The organism is Mycobacterium sp. (genome assembly GCF_044342925.1).
Taxonomy (GTDB): Bacteria; Actinomycetota; Actinomycetes; order Mycobacteriales; family Mycobacteriaceae; genus Mycobacterium.
In genome coordinates this window covers 17,754-33,388 of record NZ_JBIIOV010000010.1, presented here as the reverse complement: position 1 = coordinate 33,388, position 15,635 = coordinate 17,754, and the positions used below count along the sequence as shown (strand labels likewise).

Here is a 15,635-nt window from a genome sequence, read left to right as displayed (position 1 = left end):
CCTGGTCATCGTCGAGCCGCAGCCGCTGTTCGACCCGACCATGCTCAAGACCACCGCGGTGCGCACCCCGAGCGGCTACCGCCTCGACGGCGTCAAGTCCCTGGTGCCTGCTGCCGCCGATGCCGAATTGTTCGTGGTGGCAGCGCAACTCAACGGCAAGCCCGCCCTGTTCATCGTCGAAGCCGACACCGCCGGCGTCACCGTCAAGGCCGACCGCAGCATGGGAATCCGGGCCGCCGCGATCGGGCAGGTGCAGCTGGACAAGGTGTCGGTGCCACTCTCAGCGCGCCTCGGCGAGGAGGGTTCGGACGCCGACTATGCCCAGTCCTATTCCGAAGCCATTGCGCTGTCCCGGCTCGGCTGGGCAGCCCTGGCCGTCGGCACCTCGCACGCGGTGCTGGACTACGTTGTGCCCTACATCAAGGAGCGCGAGGCGTTCGGCGAGCCGATCGCGCGCCGGCAATCAGTGGCCTTCATGTGCGCCAACATCGCGATCGAGCTCGACGGGCTGCGGCTGATCACCTGGCGCGGGGCGTCCCGCGCCGACCAGGGCCTGCCGTTTGCCCGGGAGGCCGCGCTGGCCAAGAAGCTGGCGACCGACAAGGGCATGCAGATCGGTCTCGACGGTGTGCAACTGCTCGGCGGCCACGGGTACACCAAGGAGCACCCGGTGGAGCGCTGGTACCGCGATCTGCGAGCCGTCGGCATCGCCGAGGGTGTCGTGGTCCTCTAGGTCCCCTGAAACCGCCCCAGCCCACCTCGAAACCGAAAGACCAACCATGGCAATCAATCTCGAATTCCCCAAGAAGCTGGAAGCCGTGATCGAGATGGCGCACAAGGGTGCCGCCGAGGTCCTGCGGCCCATCTCGCGCAAGTACGACCTCAACGAGCACGCCTACCCCGTCGAACTCGACACCGTAGCGAGCATGTTCGAGGGCATCACCGCCGCCAAGACCATCTCCTTCGCCGGTACCGAGGCCTTCCGCGACTCCGACAGCGGGCCGAAGGGAAACCGCAACGGCGCCAACATGTCCGCGTTGCTCAACGCCGTGGAAATCGCCTGGGGCGATGTCGCACTGCTGCTCAGCGTGCCGCGTCAGGGACTGGGTAACGCCGCCGTCTCCGGGGTGGCCACCGACGAGCAACTGGCCCGGCTGGGCAACGACGTCTGGGCCTCGATGGCCATCACCGAGCCGTCGTTCGGATCAGACTCGGCCGCGGTGACCACCACGGCGGTGCTCGACGGCGACGAGTACGTCATCAACGGCGAGAAGATCTACGTCACCGCCGGGTCGCGGGCCTCCCACATCGTGGTGTGGGCGACGCTGGACAAGGCACGCGGCCGGGCCGCCATCAAGTCGTTCATCGTGCCGCGCGAGCATCCCGGCGTCACCGTCGAGCGCCTGGAGCACAAACTGGGCATCAAGGCCTCCGACACCGCCGCCATCCGCTTCGAGAACGCGCGGATTCCCAAGGAGAACCTGCTCGGCAGCCCGGAGATCCAGGTGGAGAAGGGCTTCGCCGGGGTGATGGAGACCTTCGACAACACCCGGCCGATCGTGGCGGCGATGGCTGTCGGGGTGGCCCGCGCCGCGCTGGAGGACCTGCGCCGGATCCTCACCGAGGCCGGGGTGGATATCTCCTACGACAAGCCCGCTCATGCGCAGAGCGCCGCGGCAGCGGAATTCCTGCGCATGGAGGCCGACTGGGAGTCGGGCTATCTGCTCACCGTGCGTTCGGCGTGGCAGGCGGACAACGGGATTCCGAACTCCAAAGAAGCCTCGATGGGCAAGGCCAAGGCCGCCCGGGTCGGCAGCGACATCACCCTCAAGGCCGTCGAAATGGCCGGCACCACCGGCTATTCCGAGCACACCCTGCTGGAGAAGTGGGCGCGGGATTCCAAGATCCTCGACATCTTCGAGGGCACCCAGCAGATCCAGCTGCTGGTGGTGGCGCGCCGCCTGCTGGGCCTGAGTTCGGCCGAGCTGAAGTGACCTCCCCGCCGAGCCTGCGCACAGATCGAGGCGCGGGGCGCTTCGACGATCTCACCGCAGTCTCGGCGAAAGGGTCAGGTAAACGAAAGCGGGCCCCGGCGTGATGCCGGGGCCCGCTTTCGTTCGTCGACCGGACTAGCCGCCGTTGAGAACCCGCTGCAGGTCGGGCTTCATGGCCTGAAGCTCGCGACCCCAGTACGCCCAGTTGTGCGTGCCGTTGTCGGGGAAGTTGAACACACCGTTGCGCCCACCGGCCGCGAGGTAGTTGTCGCGGAAGGTGCGGTTGGTGCGGATGGTCAGGCCTTCGAGGAAGGTGGCCGGCAGGTCGCCGCCGCCCAACTCGTTGGGCTGGCCGTTACCGCAGTACACCCAGAGGCGGGTGTTGTTGCCCACCAGGCGCGGGATCTGCACCATCGGGTCGTTGCGCTGCCAGGCGGGATCGCTGGACGGGCCCCACATGTCGTTGGACTTGTAGCCACCGGCGTCACCCATCGAGACGTTGATCAGCCCGGGCCACCAGCCCTCGGACGGGTTCAGGAAGCCCGACAGCGAGGCGGCGTAGGTGAACTGGCCGGGGTGCCAGGCGGCCAGGGTCATCGAGGCCGAGCCGGCCATCGACAGTCCGATGGCGGCGTTGTTGGTGGGCCGCACGTCCTTGTTGGCCTTCAGCCACGCCGGCGCCTCAGAGGTCAGGAAGGTCTCCCACTTGTAGGTGGAACAACCGGCCTTGCCGCAGGCGGGGCGGTACCAGTCCGCGTAGAAGCTGGACTGCCCACCGACCGGCATCGAGACCGACAGGCCGGAGTCCAGGTACCACTCGAACGCCTGGGTGTTGATGTCCCAGCCGTTGTAGTCATCCTGGGCACGCAGGCCGTCGAGCAGCCAGACGTTCGGCGAGTTGGGCCCGCCGCTCTGGAACTGAACGCGGATGTTGCGGCCCATCGACGGCGACGGAACATCCAGGTACTCGACCGGAAGCCCCGGGCGAGAGAACGCTCCCGCGGTGGCTGTCTCACCGGCCAGGCCGACCAGACCCGGAACCGCTGCCGCGGCGACAGCCGAAACAGCGAGTCGGCGCGACCATGTCCGCACCTTGTTGTAGACGGAATTCACCAATCCACCCCAGCTTTCTCTTACCCCTTGGACGTCAAGTGCAGCGTCGAGTAAAACACGGCGTTGTGCCTTGCGCGAAACTCGCTCGGCTTATCGCGCGCCCCCTTGCGGGGCGTTACACGTTTGACGCCACGACCGTCGGAAAATAAAGTGAAGTTCAATTTACTTTTGTTATCGAGCCCCGGGAGAGTCCATGGAATCCTTCGTCCAGCAGCAGAAAGGCAGCATGCCGCGGCGGCTGCACGCCGATCTCAACGGCCTCAAGGACGACGAACTCGGCCGCAGCGGGTTCACCGGACGCACCGCCACCATGATGCGCCGTAACGACCCGACCCGGTTCCGTGCGAAGGGGCCGCTGAAGCCGGTCGACGTGCTGGCGGCCCAACTCGAACCCGCCGACGCCGCCGACGCCGACGGCGCACCGCTGCTGCTGTTCTCCAACGACGACTGCCGAATTCTGCTGAGCCGGCGCACCGAGGCCATGCCCTTCTTTGTGCGCCACATCGACGGCGATCTGCTGTGCTTCGTCCACGAGGGCAGCGGCCTGCTGGAGACCGAGTTCGGGCCGCTCCCCTACCGCCCCGGTGACTGGGTGTATCTGCCCAAGGCCCTGACCTGGCGGCAGCTGCCGGACCCGGCCAGCGGCATTCCCAGCACGTGGCTGATGATCGAGGCCACCGACGAGTTCCGGACCCCGCCCGCCGGCCCGCTCGGCCGGCACTGGCCCTTCGACCCGGGCCTGGCCACCATCCCCGAAGCCCAGCCGCACGACGACGACGGCCGCGACAGCTACGAGGTCAGACTGCGGCACCGTCCGGTCGACGGGGTGGAGAGCACGTCGCTGTCCTATAAGCACCACCCGCTGGACGTGGAGGGCTGGCGCGGGGACAACTTCCCCTTCACCTTCAACATCGACGACTACAACGTGGTCACCTCCGACAGCGTCCACTTGCCCCCGATGGTGCACCTGTTCATGGAGGCGACGGGGGTGTACGTCTGCAACTTCCTGCCCAAGCCGGCTGAGGGACGGCCGGGCACCGAACGCACCCCGTGGTATCACCGCAACGTCGACTTCGACGAGATCGCCTTCTTCCACGGCGGCCACCTCTACGGCATGCCGATGCCGGCGGGCCTGATCAGCCACGCCCCGCAGGGCGTGCACCACGGGGCTCCCGAGCGCGCCCGCGAGTTTGCGCGCAGCAAGTTCGACGAGTTCTCCACGGTCGACTGGAAGGTCATCGCCGTCGACACCCGGCGCCGGCTCAGGCCGTCAGCGGCTGTTCTCGCGGCGGATATGGGCCAGCACTAATGGCAAAGCACAACTACGAACGCGTCCCGTATCTGGTTGCCTACCAGAATGATTCGGGGGTCCGCGACGTCTACGGCGGGCTCGCCGAAATCGTCGTGCTGGAGTGCTATCAGCTCAAACCGAACGTATCCAGCGACACCGCGGTGGTATTCATGCACCCGATCGGCGGCGGCGCGTATCTGCCGATGGTCAACGCGCTGGCCCGCGCCGGCCACCACGTCATCTACGCGGGCAGCCGCTTCCGCGGCACCGACTCCGCCCTACTGATGGAGAAGGTAGTCCAGGACCTCGGCGAGGTCATCTCCGACGCCAAGAACCGGCTGGGCTACACCAAGGTGGTGCTGGCCGGCTGGAGCGGAGGCGGCTCGCTGTCGCTGTTCTACCAGCAGCAGGCCCAGAAGCCCACCGTGACGGCCAGCCCGTCCGGCGACGGCCCGGACCTGACGAAACTGGGCCTGATCCCGGCCGACGCCGTGATGCTGCTGGCCGCCCACATCAGCCGGCACGGCACGCTCACCGAGTGGATCGACCCGTCGATCCTCGACGAGTCCGACCCGTCGAAACGCGACCCGGAACTGGACCTCTACAACCCGGACAACCCGAACCAGCCGCCGTACGCGGCGGAGTTCCTGGAGCGCTTCCGGGCGGCGCAGATCGCCCGGAACCGGCGAATCACCGCCTGGGTCAAGGACAAACTGGCCGAACTCAACGCCGAGGGCCGGGGCGACGAGGAGCACTGCTTTGTCGTCTACGGCACCATGGCCGACCCGCGCTGGCTGGACCCGACCGTCGACCCCAACGAACGCAAGCCCGGTACCTGCTATCTGGGCGAGCCGCGGGTGGTCAACAACTCTCCGGTCGGGCTGGCTCGGTTCTCGACCCTGCGAAGCTGGTTGTCGCAGTGGAGCTACGACGACGCCCATGCCGACGGGATCGTCTGCGGGCACGACATCGCGGTGCCCACCCTGGTGATCGGCAACCTCGCCGATGACGCCTGCACACCCAGCCACACCCGCCGGCTTTTCGAGGCGATCGGGCATCCGGATAAGGAGATGCACGAGATCCCCGGGGCCAATCACTACTACGCCGGCCCCGACCAGCGCGAGACGCTGGCTCAGGCAATTGAGGTGGCCTCCGATTGGCTTGCGCGGCATGGTCTTTCGGAGGCGGTGAATGACTGACGCTCCCGGGGCTCTGGACGGCATCCGGGTCATCGAGGTCGGCACGCTGATCTCCGGGCCGTTCGCGGGGCGGCTGCTGGGCGACATGGGCGCCGACGTCGTCAAGATCGAGCCGCCCGGCTCCCCCGACCCGCTGCGCAACTGGGGTCAGGCCGACGTGGACGGACACCATTTCTTCTGGACGGTGCACGCCCGCAACAAGAAGGCCGTGACACTCAACCTGCGCGAGCAGCGCGGCCGCGAGCTGTTCCTGGATCTGGTCGAGCGTTCCGACATCATCGTCGAGAACTTCCGGCCCGGCACGCTGGAAAAGTGGAACCTCGGCTATGACGTTCTCAAGCAACGTAATCCGGGCATCATCCTGGTGCGCGTGTCCGGCTACGGCCAGACCGGCCCGGACGCCGGCAAGGCCGGCTACGCCTCGGTGGCCGAGGCCGTCAGCGGCCTGCGGCACATGAACGGCTTCCCGGGCGGTCCGCCGCCTCGGCTGGCCCTGTCGTTGGGCGACACCCTGGCCGGGATGTTCGCCGCCCAGGGCGCGCTGGCCGCGCTGTACCGGCGCACCGTCACCGGTGAGGGTCAGGTGGTGGATGTCGCGCTGACCGAGGCCTGCCTGGCGGTGCAGGAATCCACCATCCCCGATTACGACGCCGGTGGCGTGGTGCGCGGACCGTCGGGCACCCGGCTGGAAGGCATTGCGCCGTCGAATATCTATCGCACCGCCGACGGCAGCTGGGTGGTGATCGCGGCCAACCAGGACACCGTGTTCCGCCGGCTGTGCGCGGCGATGGACTCCCCCGAACTGGCAGCAGACGAGCGGTTCGTCGACCACATCGCCCGCGGCCGCAACCAGGACGAACTGGACGCCGTCATCGGCGCGTGGGCGGCCACCCGGCAGCCGCAGGACGTCATCGACATCCTCAGCGCCGCCGGGGTGATCGCCGGGCCGATCAACACCGTTGCGGACGTGGTGCGCGATCCGCAGTTTCGCGCCCGCGGCATGCTCGTCGAGCACTTCCACCAGGGCATCGGCCGCCCGGTGCTGGGGCCCGGGGTGGTCCCGGTGCTCTCCGAGAGCCCCGGCGGAGTCCGCTCCTCCGGCTCGGCGCGTCCGGCCCAGCACAACGACGAGATATACCGTGAGCTCCTGGGCCTGAGCTCCGAAGAGCTGGCCGAACTCACCGAAAGAGGAGTGCTGTGAACACCGCATCGCACGTCACCATCCGCGAGGTCGCCCTGCGCGACGGCCTTCAGATCGAGGAACCGATCCCGCTGGCGGCCAAGCTGGAAATGCTGGCGGCCATCGCCGCGACCGGTGTGCGCGAGGTGGAAGCCACCGCGTTCGTCTCGCCGTCGAAGGTGCCGGCCCTGGCCGACGCCCCCGAACTGGCCGCCGCCCTTTCCGATTACCCCGACATCGAGTTCTCCGCACTGGTCGCCAGCCCGAACGGGGCGCACCGGGCCATCGCCGCGGGATTCCGATCACTGGAATACGTGGTGTCCGCCGCCGACGGCCACAGCCGGGCCAACGTCGGGCGAACCAGCGCCGAGGCCGCCGCACAGATCGCCGACATCACCGCAATCGCCCACGACGCCGGAGCCGCGGTGGAGGTGATCATCTCCACCTCCTGGGACTGCCCCTTCGACGGACCCACCCCGCCACAGCGGGTGCTGGACGTGGTCGACGCGGCCTGCGAGCGCGGGGCCGACCGGATCGCCATCGCCGACACCATCGGCACCGCCACACCCGGCCGGGTCACCGAACTGGTGAACCTGGTCCGACCCCGCGTCGGCGATCGGCCCCTGGGCGCGCACTTCCACAACACCCGCGGGTCCGGGTTGGCCAGTGCATGGGCCGCCGTCACCGCGGGCGTCACGCGGTTGGATTCCTCGGTCGGTGGGCTCGGCGGCTGCCCGTTCGCGCCTGGCGCCAGCGGCAACATCGCCACCGAGGACCTGGTGTACCTGTTGCGCGACAGCGGGATCGGCGTCGACGTCGACCTAGAGGCAGCGATCGAAGCGGCGCGGGTGGCCCGCACCCTGGTCGGCCATGAGCTGCCCAGCTCGCTGCTACGCGCAGGCGACCGGCTTTCCGGCTGAGCTATGACCACACGGACGCCGGTCACCGCACTCACCCTGAGCAGCAAAGGCCGCCAGACCCGGCAGGCCATCGAGGACGCCGCCCGGATCCTGTTCAGCCAGCGCGGTTTTCACGGCACCACCCTGTCGGATATCACCTCGGCCGCCGACCGGTCACCGGCGGCGTTCTACCGGTACTTCGCCGACAAGGAGGATCTGCTCGCCGTCATGGCGGAGTCCTTCCTGCACGACGTCGTCCAGCCGTCGTGGAAGGGAGTGCGGCTGCCGCAGTCCGCACAGGACGTCGCGTTCTTCACCTCGGCGGTCAGCGCCTACTGGGAGATGTTCAAACGGCACATCGGCATCATGGTCGCGGTCGACCAGCTGGCCGCCACCGATCCGCGATTCGCCGCGCTGCAGCACGAATTCCGCCGTTTCGGAATGGAGATCTTCGCGGCGTCGGTGCGCTGCGCGCATCAGCAGGGCTACGCCCGCGATCTCATGGTCGACCACACCGCCCTGGCGCTGGCCCTGCTCTTCGAGCAGTTCACCACCGTGTGCCTGCGCAGCGACACCGGCCCGCTGGGGGTGCACATGTCCGATGCCGACGCCGTCGCGGCGCTGTCCGCCATTTGGCGCAAAACCCTGTACGGTTCGCAAGCTCAGGAGTAACCACGTGGATTTCACACTGCCGGAGCACCTTCCGCCGCTGCTGGCCGAGATGGACGCCTTCATCAACGCCGAGATCACGCCGCTGGAACGTGAGCACATGCAGTACTTCGACCGGCGCCGCGAATTCGCCCGCACCGACCTGGACAACGGCGGGGTGCCGCGCCGCGAATGGGAGGACCTACTTGACGAGATGCGCCGCCGCGCCGACGCCGCGGGCTGGCTGCGCTACGGCCTGCCCTCGAAGTTCGGCGGTCGCGATGGCACCAACCTCGACATGGCGGTGATCCGGGAACATCTGGCACACAAGGGCCTCGGTCTGCACAACGACCTGCAGGATGAGTCCTCGATCGTCGGCAACTTCCCCCAGGTCATCATGATGGACCGGTTCGGCACCGAGGAGCAGAAGGCCGAGTGGATCGAAGCCATGCTCACCGGCACGCGGTCCATGGCATTCGGCCTGACCGAACCGGACCACGGCTCCGACGCCACCTGGCTGGAGACCACCGCCCGCCGCGACGGCGACTCCTGGGTGATCAACGGCTCCAAGCGGTGGAACACCGGCGTGCACCGCGCCACCCACGACCTGGTGTTCGCCCGCACCTCCGGCGAGCCGGGACAGGCGCTGGGTATCACCGCGTTCCTGGTGCCCTGCGACGCAGCGGGATTCGAGGTGCCGTACTACTGGTGGACCTTCAACATGCCCAGCGACCACGGCGAGGTCGAACTGAGCAATGTGCGGATTCCGGCCGACGCCGTGCTGGGCGAGGTGGACCGCGGTCTGGAAGTGGCGCAGACCTTCCTGCACGAGAACCGCATCCGGCAGGCCGCCAGCAGTCTCGGCGCCGCGCAGTACTGCATCGACCGGGCAGTCGACTACGCACGGAAGCGGGTGACTTTCGGTAAACCCCTGGCCGTCAACCAGGCCGTGCAATGGCCGCTGGTGGAGTTGCAGACCGAGGCCCAGATGGTGCGACTGCTGGTCTACTACGCCGCCTGGGAACTGGACCGCAACCACCACATCGAGGTGTCCGACAAGGTGTCGATGGCCAACTACCGGGCCAACCGCCTGGTGTGCGAAGCCGCCGACCGGGCCATGCAGATCCACGGCGGGATCGGTTACAGCCGCCATGAGCCGTTCGAGCACATCTACCGCCACCACCGCCGGTACCGAATCACCGAGGGCGCCGAGGAGATTCAGATGCGCCGGGTTGCGCAGCGAATGTTCCGGTTCGGCCGGACGTGACCGACCAGCTGGCCGACGATCTCACCCGGGTGCTGGCGCCGATCCTCGGCGCGGCGACCGTCGTGCGTGATGTGCACCTGCTCACCGGCGGCGCCAGCAGAACTACCTTCTCCTTCGAGGCCATCACCGGAGAACACCGCCGCCGGCTCATCCTGCGCACCGCCCCGCCATCCGAGCTCGCTGGGCATTACGCCGGCATGGAGCTGGAAGCTGCGGCGCAGGCAGCCGCCGCGCAGGCCGGCGCACCGGTGCCGCGCATCGTCGTCGCCTCGGATTCAGCTGCCGCCCTGGGCAGCCCGTTCCTGATCTGCGACGAGATCGCCGGCGAGACCATCGTGCGCCGCATCCAGCGCACCCTCGACGATGCCGGTCGCAGCCACCTGCTGGAGCAGTGCGCGCGAGCCCTGGCGGCCATCCACCGCGCCCGCGCCGACGCCGACGGACTGGAGACCCAGGACCAGCTCGCCGAGTGGCGCGGGCGGCTCGACGAGATGGCCGACGCCACAGCCACTTTCGAGTGGGCGTTCCGCTGGCTGGCCGCCAACCGGCCGTCGGCGTCGCCGACGGTGTTGGTGCACGGCGATTTCCGGATGGGCAATCTCATCGTCGAGGGACTCGGGCCACCGTCGGCCCCTGCGGTGCCGGTGCTGGCCGCGGTGCTGGACTGGGAGCTGGTTCATATCGGCGAGGTCTACGAAGACCTGGCCTGGTTCTGTATCCGGGCCTGGCGGTTTGGGGCGCCCGCCGCGCTGGGCGCCGGCGGCCTGGGCAGTGTCGAGCAGTTCATCGCAGCCTACGAACGGGCCGGCGGGGCACCGGTGGACCGGTCCACGCTGCACTGGTGGCAGGTGCTGTCCACCCTGAAGTGGGGCGTGATCTGCCGCGGCCAGGCCGAACGCCACCTATCCGGGCAGCTGCGTTCGGTCGAACTCGCCGCGATCGGGCGACGGGTGTGCGAGACCGAGTGGGACATCGTGGATCTGCTGGGAGCCGATGGTCTCGCTCCTCCTCCGCCTCGTCCCTCGGCGGCATCGTCGACTCGACGTCCCGATGGTCTCGCTCCTCCTCCGCCTCGTCCCTCGGCGGCATCGTCGACTCGACGCGAAGCCACCCCGACCAGCACCGGCCGGCCGACCGCCGCCGAACTCGTCGCCGCGGTCGCGGAGTTCCTCGAAACAGACGTGCGGGCCACCACGTCGGGCGCGGTGAACTTCCACGCACTCGTCGCCGCGAACGCCCTGCGAATCGTGGAACGCGAACTGCTCGACGAATCCCCCGACGCGCCGCGGGCTGCATTGGCCGGGCTGGGCTACGCGTCCGAAGCAGACCTGGCAGCGGCGATCCGGGCGGGCGAACTCGACGGCCGGCAATCCGACGTCCTGGCCTGCCTGAGAGCACTGGTGGGTCACAGGCTGGCAATATCCCATCCCGGATACGGCGATGCTGCAGTTAGCTGACGGCGGCGTCATAAACGTCGCCAACACAGTTAAGAAGACATTTGGCCGCATCAAAATCATTTGCGGAATGACCTGAGGATTGCATTAGTGTCGAAGGGGTGATCGGGTCCCGATCACGGATCATCGCGACAGGAGCACCCCAAGAATGAAGTGGAAGATCGCAGCAGCTGCCCTGGCCGCCGCCGCCATCGCGTCGGCACCGCTGGCGGGCGCCAAGCCCGGCAACTCCGGCAACGGCGACAAGCCCCCCGCTCCTCCCGGACAGGCCATCTCGCAGATCGCCAAGTCCGGCGGCGGTGCGGCCGGTGTGCTGGGCGCCCTGGTGGCAGCCAAGCCGGACAACCCGGGGCTGCCCAAGGCGCTGGCGAACGCCACCATCACGGTGACTCCGGAGCCGGAGCCGGAGCCGGAGCCGACCGGCTAGTCATCACCTCGTCTCCACGACGCGCAAAGGCTCCCCGTTCGGGGCGGGGAGCCTTTGCCTGTCCGGGCCCATGCCCGACGATGGACCCATGACTCCCACCGAAGTAGCCGCCGTCGCCGACCGGATGTTCGCCGCCATCGAGCGAGGCGATGTCGCGGCGCTGGCCGGGATGTGGTCCGACGACGTCGTCGTGTGGCGGCTGGGCGGCGGCCGGGAACGCGACAAGCCCCGCGCGCTGACGGTGATCGAATGGTTCGTCGCCAACACCGCAGATCGCCGCTACGAGGTGCTCGACCGCCAACTGTTCGACGGCGGCTTCGTCCAGCAACACATCGTCCACGCCACCGCGGTGAGCGGAAGTCCGGTGACCTTCCGTGCTTGCCTGATCGTCAAACTCGCCGGCGACGGTCTGATCAACCGCATCGACGAGTACCTCGATTCCGCTGATCTCGCGGCGCTGGCGACCGGCTGACTGCCGCGGTCCGATCAGGGATCTGGAATCTGGAGAGACTTGCCGCCCGGATCACACAGGTCGATGGTTGCCGCATGACCAACCGCTCCCAGCGGTGCCCCGCGCAGCGGCGTAGTCAATGCCGGAAGAGGGCAGCCATTAACGTCGGGCGCATTGCCAAATCCGCGTAGAGTCCGATGAGAAAGTTCGACGACGTGAGCTGGAGCGGGGGCCGTCAATGCCTGAAGGCAAGCCGAACATCCTGGTGATCTGGGGCGATGACATCGGCATCACCAACCTGAGCTGCTACAGCGACGGACTGATGGGTTACCGCACGCCCAACATTGATCGGGTCGCCAAGGAGGGGATGCGATTCACCGACTCCTACGGCGAGCAGAGTTGCACCGCGGGCCGGTCGGCGTTCATCACCGGCCAGAGCGTGTATCGAACTGGACTGAGCAAGGTCGGCATGCCCGGCGTTGATATGGGTCTATCGGCGGAAGACCCGACGATCGCCGAACTGCTCAAGCCGCTGGGATATGCCACCGGACAGTTCGGCAAGAACCACCTCGGCGACCTGAACAAGCACCTGCCGACTGCGCACGGTTTCGATGAGTTCTTCGGCAATCTCTACCACCTCAACGCCGAAGAGGAGCCGGAGAATCCGGACTACCCGACCGAGGAAGAAGCGCCACTGCTGCGCAGCCGACTGCTTCCGCGCGGCGTCATCCGCTCCTGGGCCACCGAGGAGGACTCCGGTGAGGTCGATGAGCGGTTCGGGCCGGCAGGCAGGCAGCGCATCGAGGACACCGGGCCGCTGACCCGCAAGCGGATGGAGACCATCGACGACGAGACCACCGGGGCGTGCGTCGACTTCATCCGGCGCCAGGCCGAGTCGGACACACCGTTCTTCGTGTGGATGAACATGACGCATATGCACTTCCGCACCCACACCAAACCCGAGAGCGTCGGACAGTCCGGTCGCTGGCAGTCCGAGTACCACGACACCATGATCGACCACGACGGCCACGTCGGCCAGCTACTGGACTGCCTCGATGAGCTTGGTATCGCCGAGGACACCATCGTCATGTACTCCACCGACAACGGCCCACACGCCAACAGCTGGCCCGATGGCGCCACCACCCCGTTCCGTAGTGAGAAGAACACCGGCTGGGAGGGCGCATTCCGGGTGCCAGAGATGATTCGCTGGCCCGGCAAAATCCCGGCCGGTGTTGTCTCCAATGAGATTGTGCGGCACCAGGATTGGCTGCCGACAATCCTGGCTGCCGCCGGCGAGCCGACCATTGTCGACAAGCTGAAACAGGGCCACACGATCGACAAGAAGACCTATCACGTGCATATCGACGGCTACAACCTGCTGCCGTACCTGACCGGCGAGGAAGATGAGAGCCCGCGCCGGGGGTTGATCTACTTCTCCGACGAATGCGACGTTCTGGGGATTCGCTACGAGAACTGGAAAGTAGTGTTCCTCGAGCAACGGTGCCAGGGCACGCTCCAGATCTGGCTCGAGCCGTTCACCGAACTGCGTGCACCGAAGCTGTTCAACCTGCGCACCGATCCATTCGAGCATGCCGACGTCACGTCCAACACCTACTGGGACTGGGTGATGGACCGGCCCTTCATCATGCTTTACGGCAATGCGCTCGTGTTGCGGTTCCTGGACACCTTCAAGGAGTTCCCGCCGCGAGCCGAGCCCTCGTCGTTCACAATCCTCGCCGCGGTGGAAAAAATGAAGAACGCCATGGGATCGGCGGGCGGCTGAGCTTGGCGGGACTCAGTTTCTGGCGTGAAGGACCGACGAAGTCGGCGATCTCGGACTTCGTCGGCCGGGTCACCACAGAGGGGCCGGATTACGTTGAGCCAGAGGCGCGTATCGCGGTCTTCGACAACGACGGCACGCTGTGGGTGGAGAAGCCGGCACTGGTCCAGTTGGACTTCCTCGTTCGCCGGCTGACCGAACAGGTGGCCGCCGATTCCGCATTGACGACGCGGCAGCCGTACGCCGCTGCGGCCTCCGGTGACCTGGGGTGGTTCGAAGATGTCGTCAACAAGCACTACAACGGCGACGACTCCGGGTTGGAGATGCTCGCCGACGGTATCTATTCGGCGTACGAGGGCTTGACCGTCGAGCAGCATGCGGAGCGGGTGAAGCAGTTCTTCACCGACGCCACGCATCCGACCCTGGGCCGCGCGTACACCTCGTGCGGGTACGCACCGATGGTGGAGTTGCTGCGCTATCTCGAAGCGAACGGGTTCATCAACTATGTCGCCTCAGGCGGGGGCCGTGACTTCATGCGGCCGGTGACCGATCAGATGTATGGGATACCGCCGGAACGAGTGATCGGCAGCTCCGTCGGGCTGGACTTCACCGACGGCAAACTGCTGACCACGTCAAGGCCGGAGTTCGTCAACGACGGCCCGGCCAAGGCAGTCCGGATCTGGGGTCGTACGGGGCGACGACCGATCTTCGCCGCAGGCAACTCCAACGGCGATATCGAGATGCTCCAGTTCACCGACGCTACACAGGGGCCGTCGATGGGCATGCTGGTGTTGCACGACGATGAGACCCGCGAATTCAGCTACACCGCAGGGGCCGAACGTGCCCTCGACCTGGCAGCCGCGGCCGGCTGGGCGGTGGCAAGCATGCGCGATGAGTGGGCGACCGTTTTTGCCGGCGGGCCGGAGCGAAGCGACCGGGGATCCTCTGAGTGACGGCTGGTCTGGTGCGGATTCCCGCACAGACAACGGCGCTCGGATCCGACCGGCACTACCCGGAGGAAGCGCCGGTGCGACAGGTCGCGGTCGAGGGTTTCCAGATCCAGAAACGTCCGGTGACCAACACCGAGTTCGCCGAATTCATCGACGCCACCGGATATGTCACCGTCGCCGAACGCCCGCTGAACCCCGCGGACTATCCCGGCGCGCCGGTGGCGAACCTGCAACCGGGTTCGATGGTGTTCCATCGCACCAGCGGCCCGGTCGACTTGCGGCACCTCAGCCAGTGGTGGACCTGGACTCCCGGCGCATCGTGGCGTCGACCAGTGGGACCGCTCTCATCGATCGCCCAACGTGCCGACCACCCAGTCGTCCACGTTGCCTACGAGGACGCCGAGGCCTACGCCGCGTGGGCCGGACTCGCGTTGCCCACCGAAGCGGAGTGGGAGACCGCCGCCCGAGGCGGGCTTCATCAGGCGACCTACACCTGGGGTGATGAACCGGAGCAGCCCGACCAGCGGCTGGCCAACTACTGGCACGGCGAATTCCCCTGGCGCCCCGCCGCCGGTTACGGACGAACCAGCCCGGTCGGGAGCTACCCGCCCAACGGGTACGGGCTGTTCGACACAGCCGGCAACGTCTGGGAGTGGACCAGCGACTGGTACGGCGACACCCGCGCCGGTGACCCGTGTTGCGAGGCCGGCAGCTACGACTCTGCGCAGCCCCAGTTCAAGGTTCCGCGCAAGGTCATCAAGGGTGGCTCGTTTCTGTGCGCGGACACCTACTGCCTGCGCTACCGGCCCGCGGCGCGCCGGCCCCAGATGATCGACACCGGTATGAGCCACATCGGTTTTCGCTGCGTGAAGCGCTAGCCGTCATCTGAGGCTGGCGGGCGGGGACTAGTGCTGTCTCGGGACACCAGGCTTCCCATGTCTCGAGACATGCGAATAGGGCCAAGCCGCACCGTCGAGCGGTG

15 protein-coding genes are annotated in these 15,635 nt (G+C 67.4%); 14 read left to right on the top strand and 1 reads right to left on the bottom strand.

Features of this window, described 5'->3' with window-relative positions; all coding sequences use genetic code 11:
• Together ADBZ6I_RS02405 and ADBZ6I_RS02400 are read left to right on the top strand one after the other, a co-directional pair.
• Positions 1-733: acyl-CoA dehydrogenase family protein (locus tag ADBZ6I_RS02405; protein WP_526380487.1), on the top strand; the 733-nt coding region annotated here is incomplete at its 5' end.
• A 46-nt stretch (positions 734-779) separates the two neighbouring features.
• Positions 780-1,994, top strand: coding sequence for an acyl-CoA dehydrogenase family protein (locus tag ADBZ6I_RS02400; protein WP_526380485.1), 1,215 nt, complete (start codon positions 780-782; stop codon positions 1,992-1,994).
• 135 nt (positions 1,995-2,129) lie between these two features.
• Here the strand turns inward: ADBZ6I_RS02400 and ADBZ6I_RS02395 are convergent, their stop codons facing one another.
• Entirely contained in the window at positions 2,130-3,107 is a 978-nt protein-coding gene (locus tag ADBZ6I_RS02395) for an alpha/beta hydrolase (protein WP_526380483.1), read from the bottom strand.
• A gap of 193 nt (positions 3,108-3,300) precedes the next feature.
• Between ADBZ6I_RS02395 and ADBZ6I_RS02390 the strand changes: the two genes are divergently transcribed.
• The 12 genes from ADBZ6I_RS02390 to ADBZ6I_RS02335 all read left to right on the top strand — a co-directional run bounded on the left by ADBZ6I_RS02390 (position 3,301) and on the right by ADBZ6I_RS02335 (position 15,531).
• Positions 3,301-4,416: a homogentisate 1,2-dioxygenase gene (locus ADBZ6I_RS02390; protein WP_526380481.1), complete on the top strand. Its 1,116-nt coding sequence runs from the start codon at positions 3,301-3,303 to the stop codon at positions 4,414-4,416.
• Positions 4,416-5,597, top strand: a complete 1,182-nt coding sequence (locus ADBZ6I_RS02385; protein ID WP_526380479.1) for an alpha/beta fold hydrolase — start codon at positions 4,416-4,418, stop codon at positions 5,595-5,597. The genes ADBZ6I_RS02390 and ADBZ6I_RS02385 overlap by 1 nt, the downstream gene beginning before the upstream one ends.
• Positions 5,590-6,798 carry a CaiB/BaiF CoA transferase family protein gene (locus ADBZ6I_RS02380; protein WP_526380477.1) on the top strand — a complete coding sequence of 403 codons (1,209 nt, stop codon included), beginning with the start codon at positions 5,590-5,592 and terminating at the stop codon, positions 6,796-6,798. Before ADBZ6I_RS02385 ends, ADBZ6I_RS02380 begins: the two co-directional genes overlap by 8 nt.
• Positions 6,795-7,697, top strand: coding sequence for a hydroxymethylglutaryl-CoA lyase (locus ADBZ6I_RS02375; RefSeq protein ID WP_526380475.1), 903 nt, complete (start codon positions 6,795-6,797; stop codon positions 7,695-7,697). The genes ADBZ6I_RS02380 and ADBZ6I_RS02375 overlap by 4 nt, the downstream gene beginning before the upstream one ends.
• Positions 7,698-7,700: 3 nt before the next feature.
• Entirely contained in the window at positions 7,701-8,348 is a 648-nt protein-coding gene (locus ADBZ6I_RS02370) for a TetR/AcrR family transcriptional regulator (RefSeq protein ID WP_526380473.1), read from the top strand.
• Positions 8,349-8,352: 4 nt separating this feature from the next.
• Positions 8,353-9,591 (top strand): acyl-CoA dehydrogenase family protein, encoded by a 1,239-nt coding sequence (locus ADBZ6I_RS02365; protein ID WP_526380471.1) that lies wholly within the window; start codon positions 8,353-8,355, stop codon positions 9,589-9,591.
• On the top strand, positions 9,588-11,048 hold the full coding sequence (locus ADBZ6I_RS02360; RefSeq protein ID WP_526380469.1) for a phosphotransferase family protein: 1,461 nt from the start codon (positions 9,588-9,590) through the stop codon (positions 11,046-11,048). The genes ADBZ6I_RS02365 and ADBZ6I_RS02360 overlap by 4 nt, the downstream gene beginning before the upstream one ends.
• 145 nt (positions 11,049-11,193) lie before the next feature.
• Positions 11,194-11,472 (top strand): hypothetical protein, encoded by a 279-nt coding sequence (locus ADBZ6I_RS02355; RefSeq protein WP_526380467.1) that lies wholly within the window; start codon positions 11,194-11,196, stop codon positions 11,470-11,472.
• A gap of 88 nt (positions 11,473-11,560) precedes the next feature.
• The gene (locus ADBZ6I_RS02350) at positions 11,561-11,944 is read left to right on the top strand and encodes a nuclear transport factor 2 family protein (RefSeq protein WP_526380465.1); all 384 of its coding nucleotides are present in this window, start codon (positions 11,561-11,563) and stop codon (positions 11,942-11,944) included.
• 217 nt (positions 11,945-12,161) lie between these two features.
• The gene (locus ADBZ6I_RS02345; protein ID WP_526380463.1) at positions 12,162-13,706 is read left to right on the top strand and encodes an arylsulfatase; all 1,545 of its coding nucleotides are present in this window, start codon (positions 12,162-12,164) and stop codon (positions 13,704-13,706) included.
• Positions 13,703-14,656 carry an HAD family hydrolase gene (locus tag ADBZ6I_RS02340; protein ID WP_526380492.1) on the top strand — a complete coding sequence of 318 codons (954 nt, stop codon included), beginning with the start codon at positions 13,703-13,705 and terminating at the stop codon, positions 14,654-14,656. Before ADBZ6I_RS02345 ends, ADBZ6I_RS02340 begins: the two co-directional genes overlap by 4 nt.
• A complete protein-coding gene (locus ADBZ6I_RS02335; RefSeq protein WP_526380461.1) occupies positions 14,653-15,531 on the top strand; it encodes a formylglycine-generating enzyme family protein in 879 nt (292 codons plus the stop codon). The genes ADBZ6I_RS02340 and ADBZ6I_RS02335 overlap by 4 nt, the downstream gene beginning before the upstream one ends.
• The last annotated feature ends 104 nt before the right edge of the window (positions 15,532-15,635 follow it).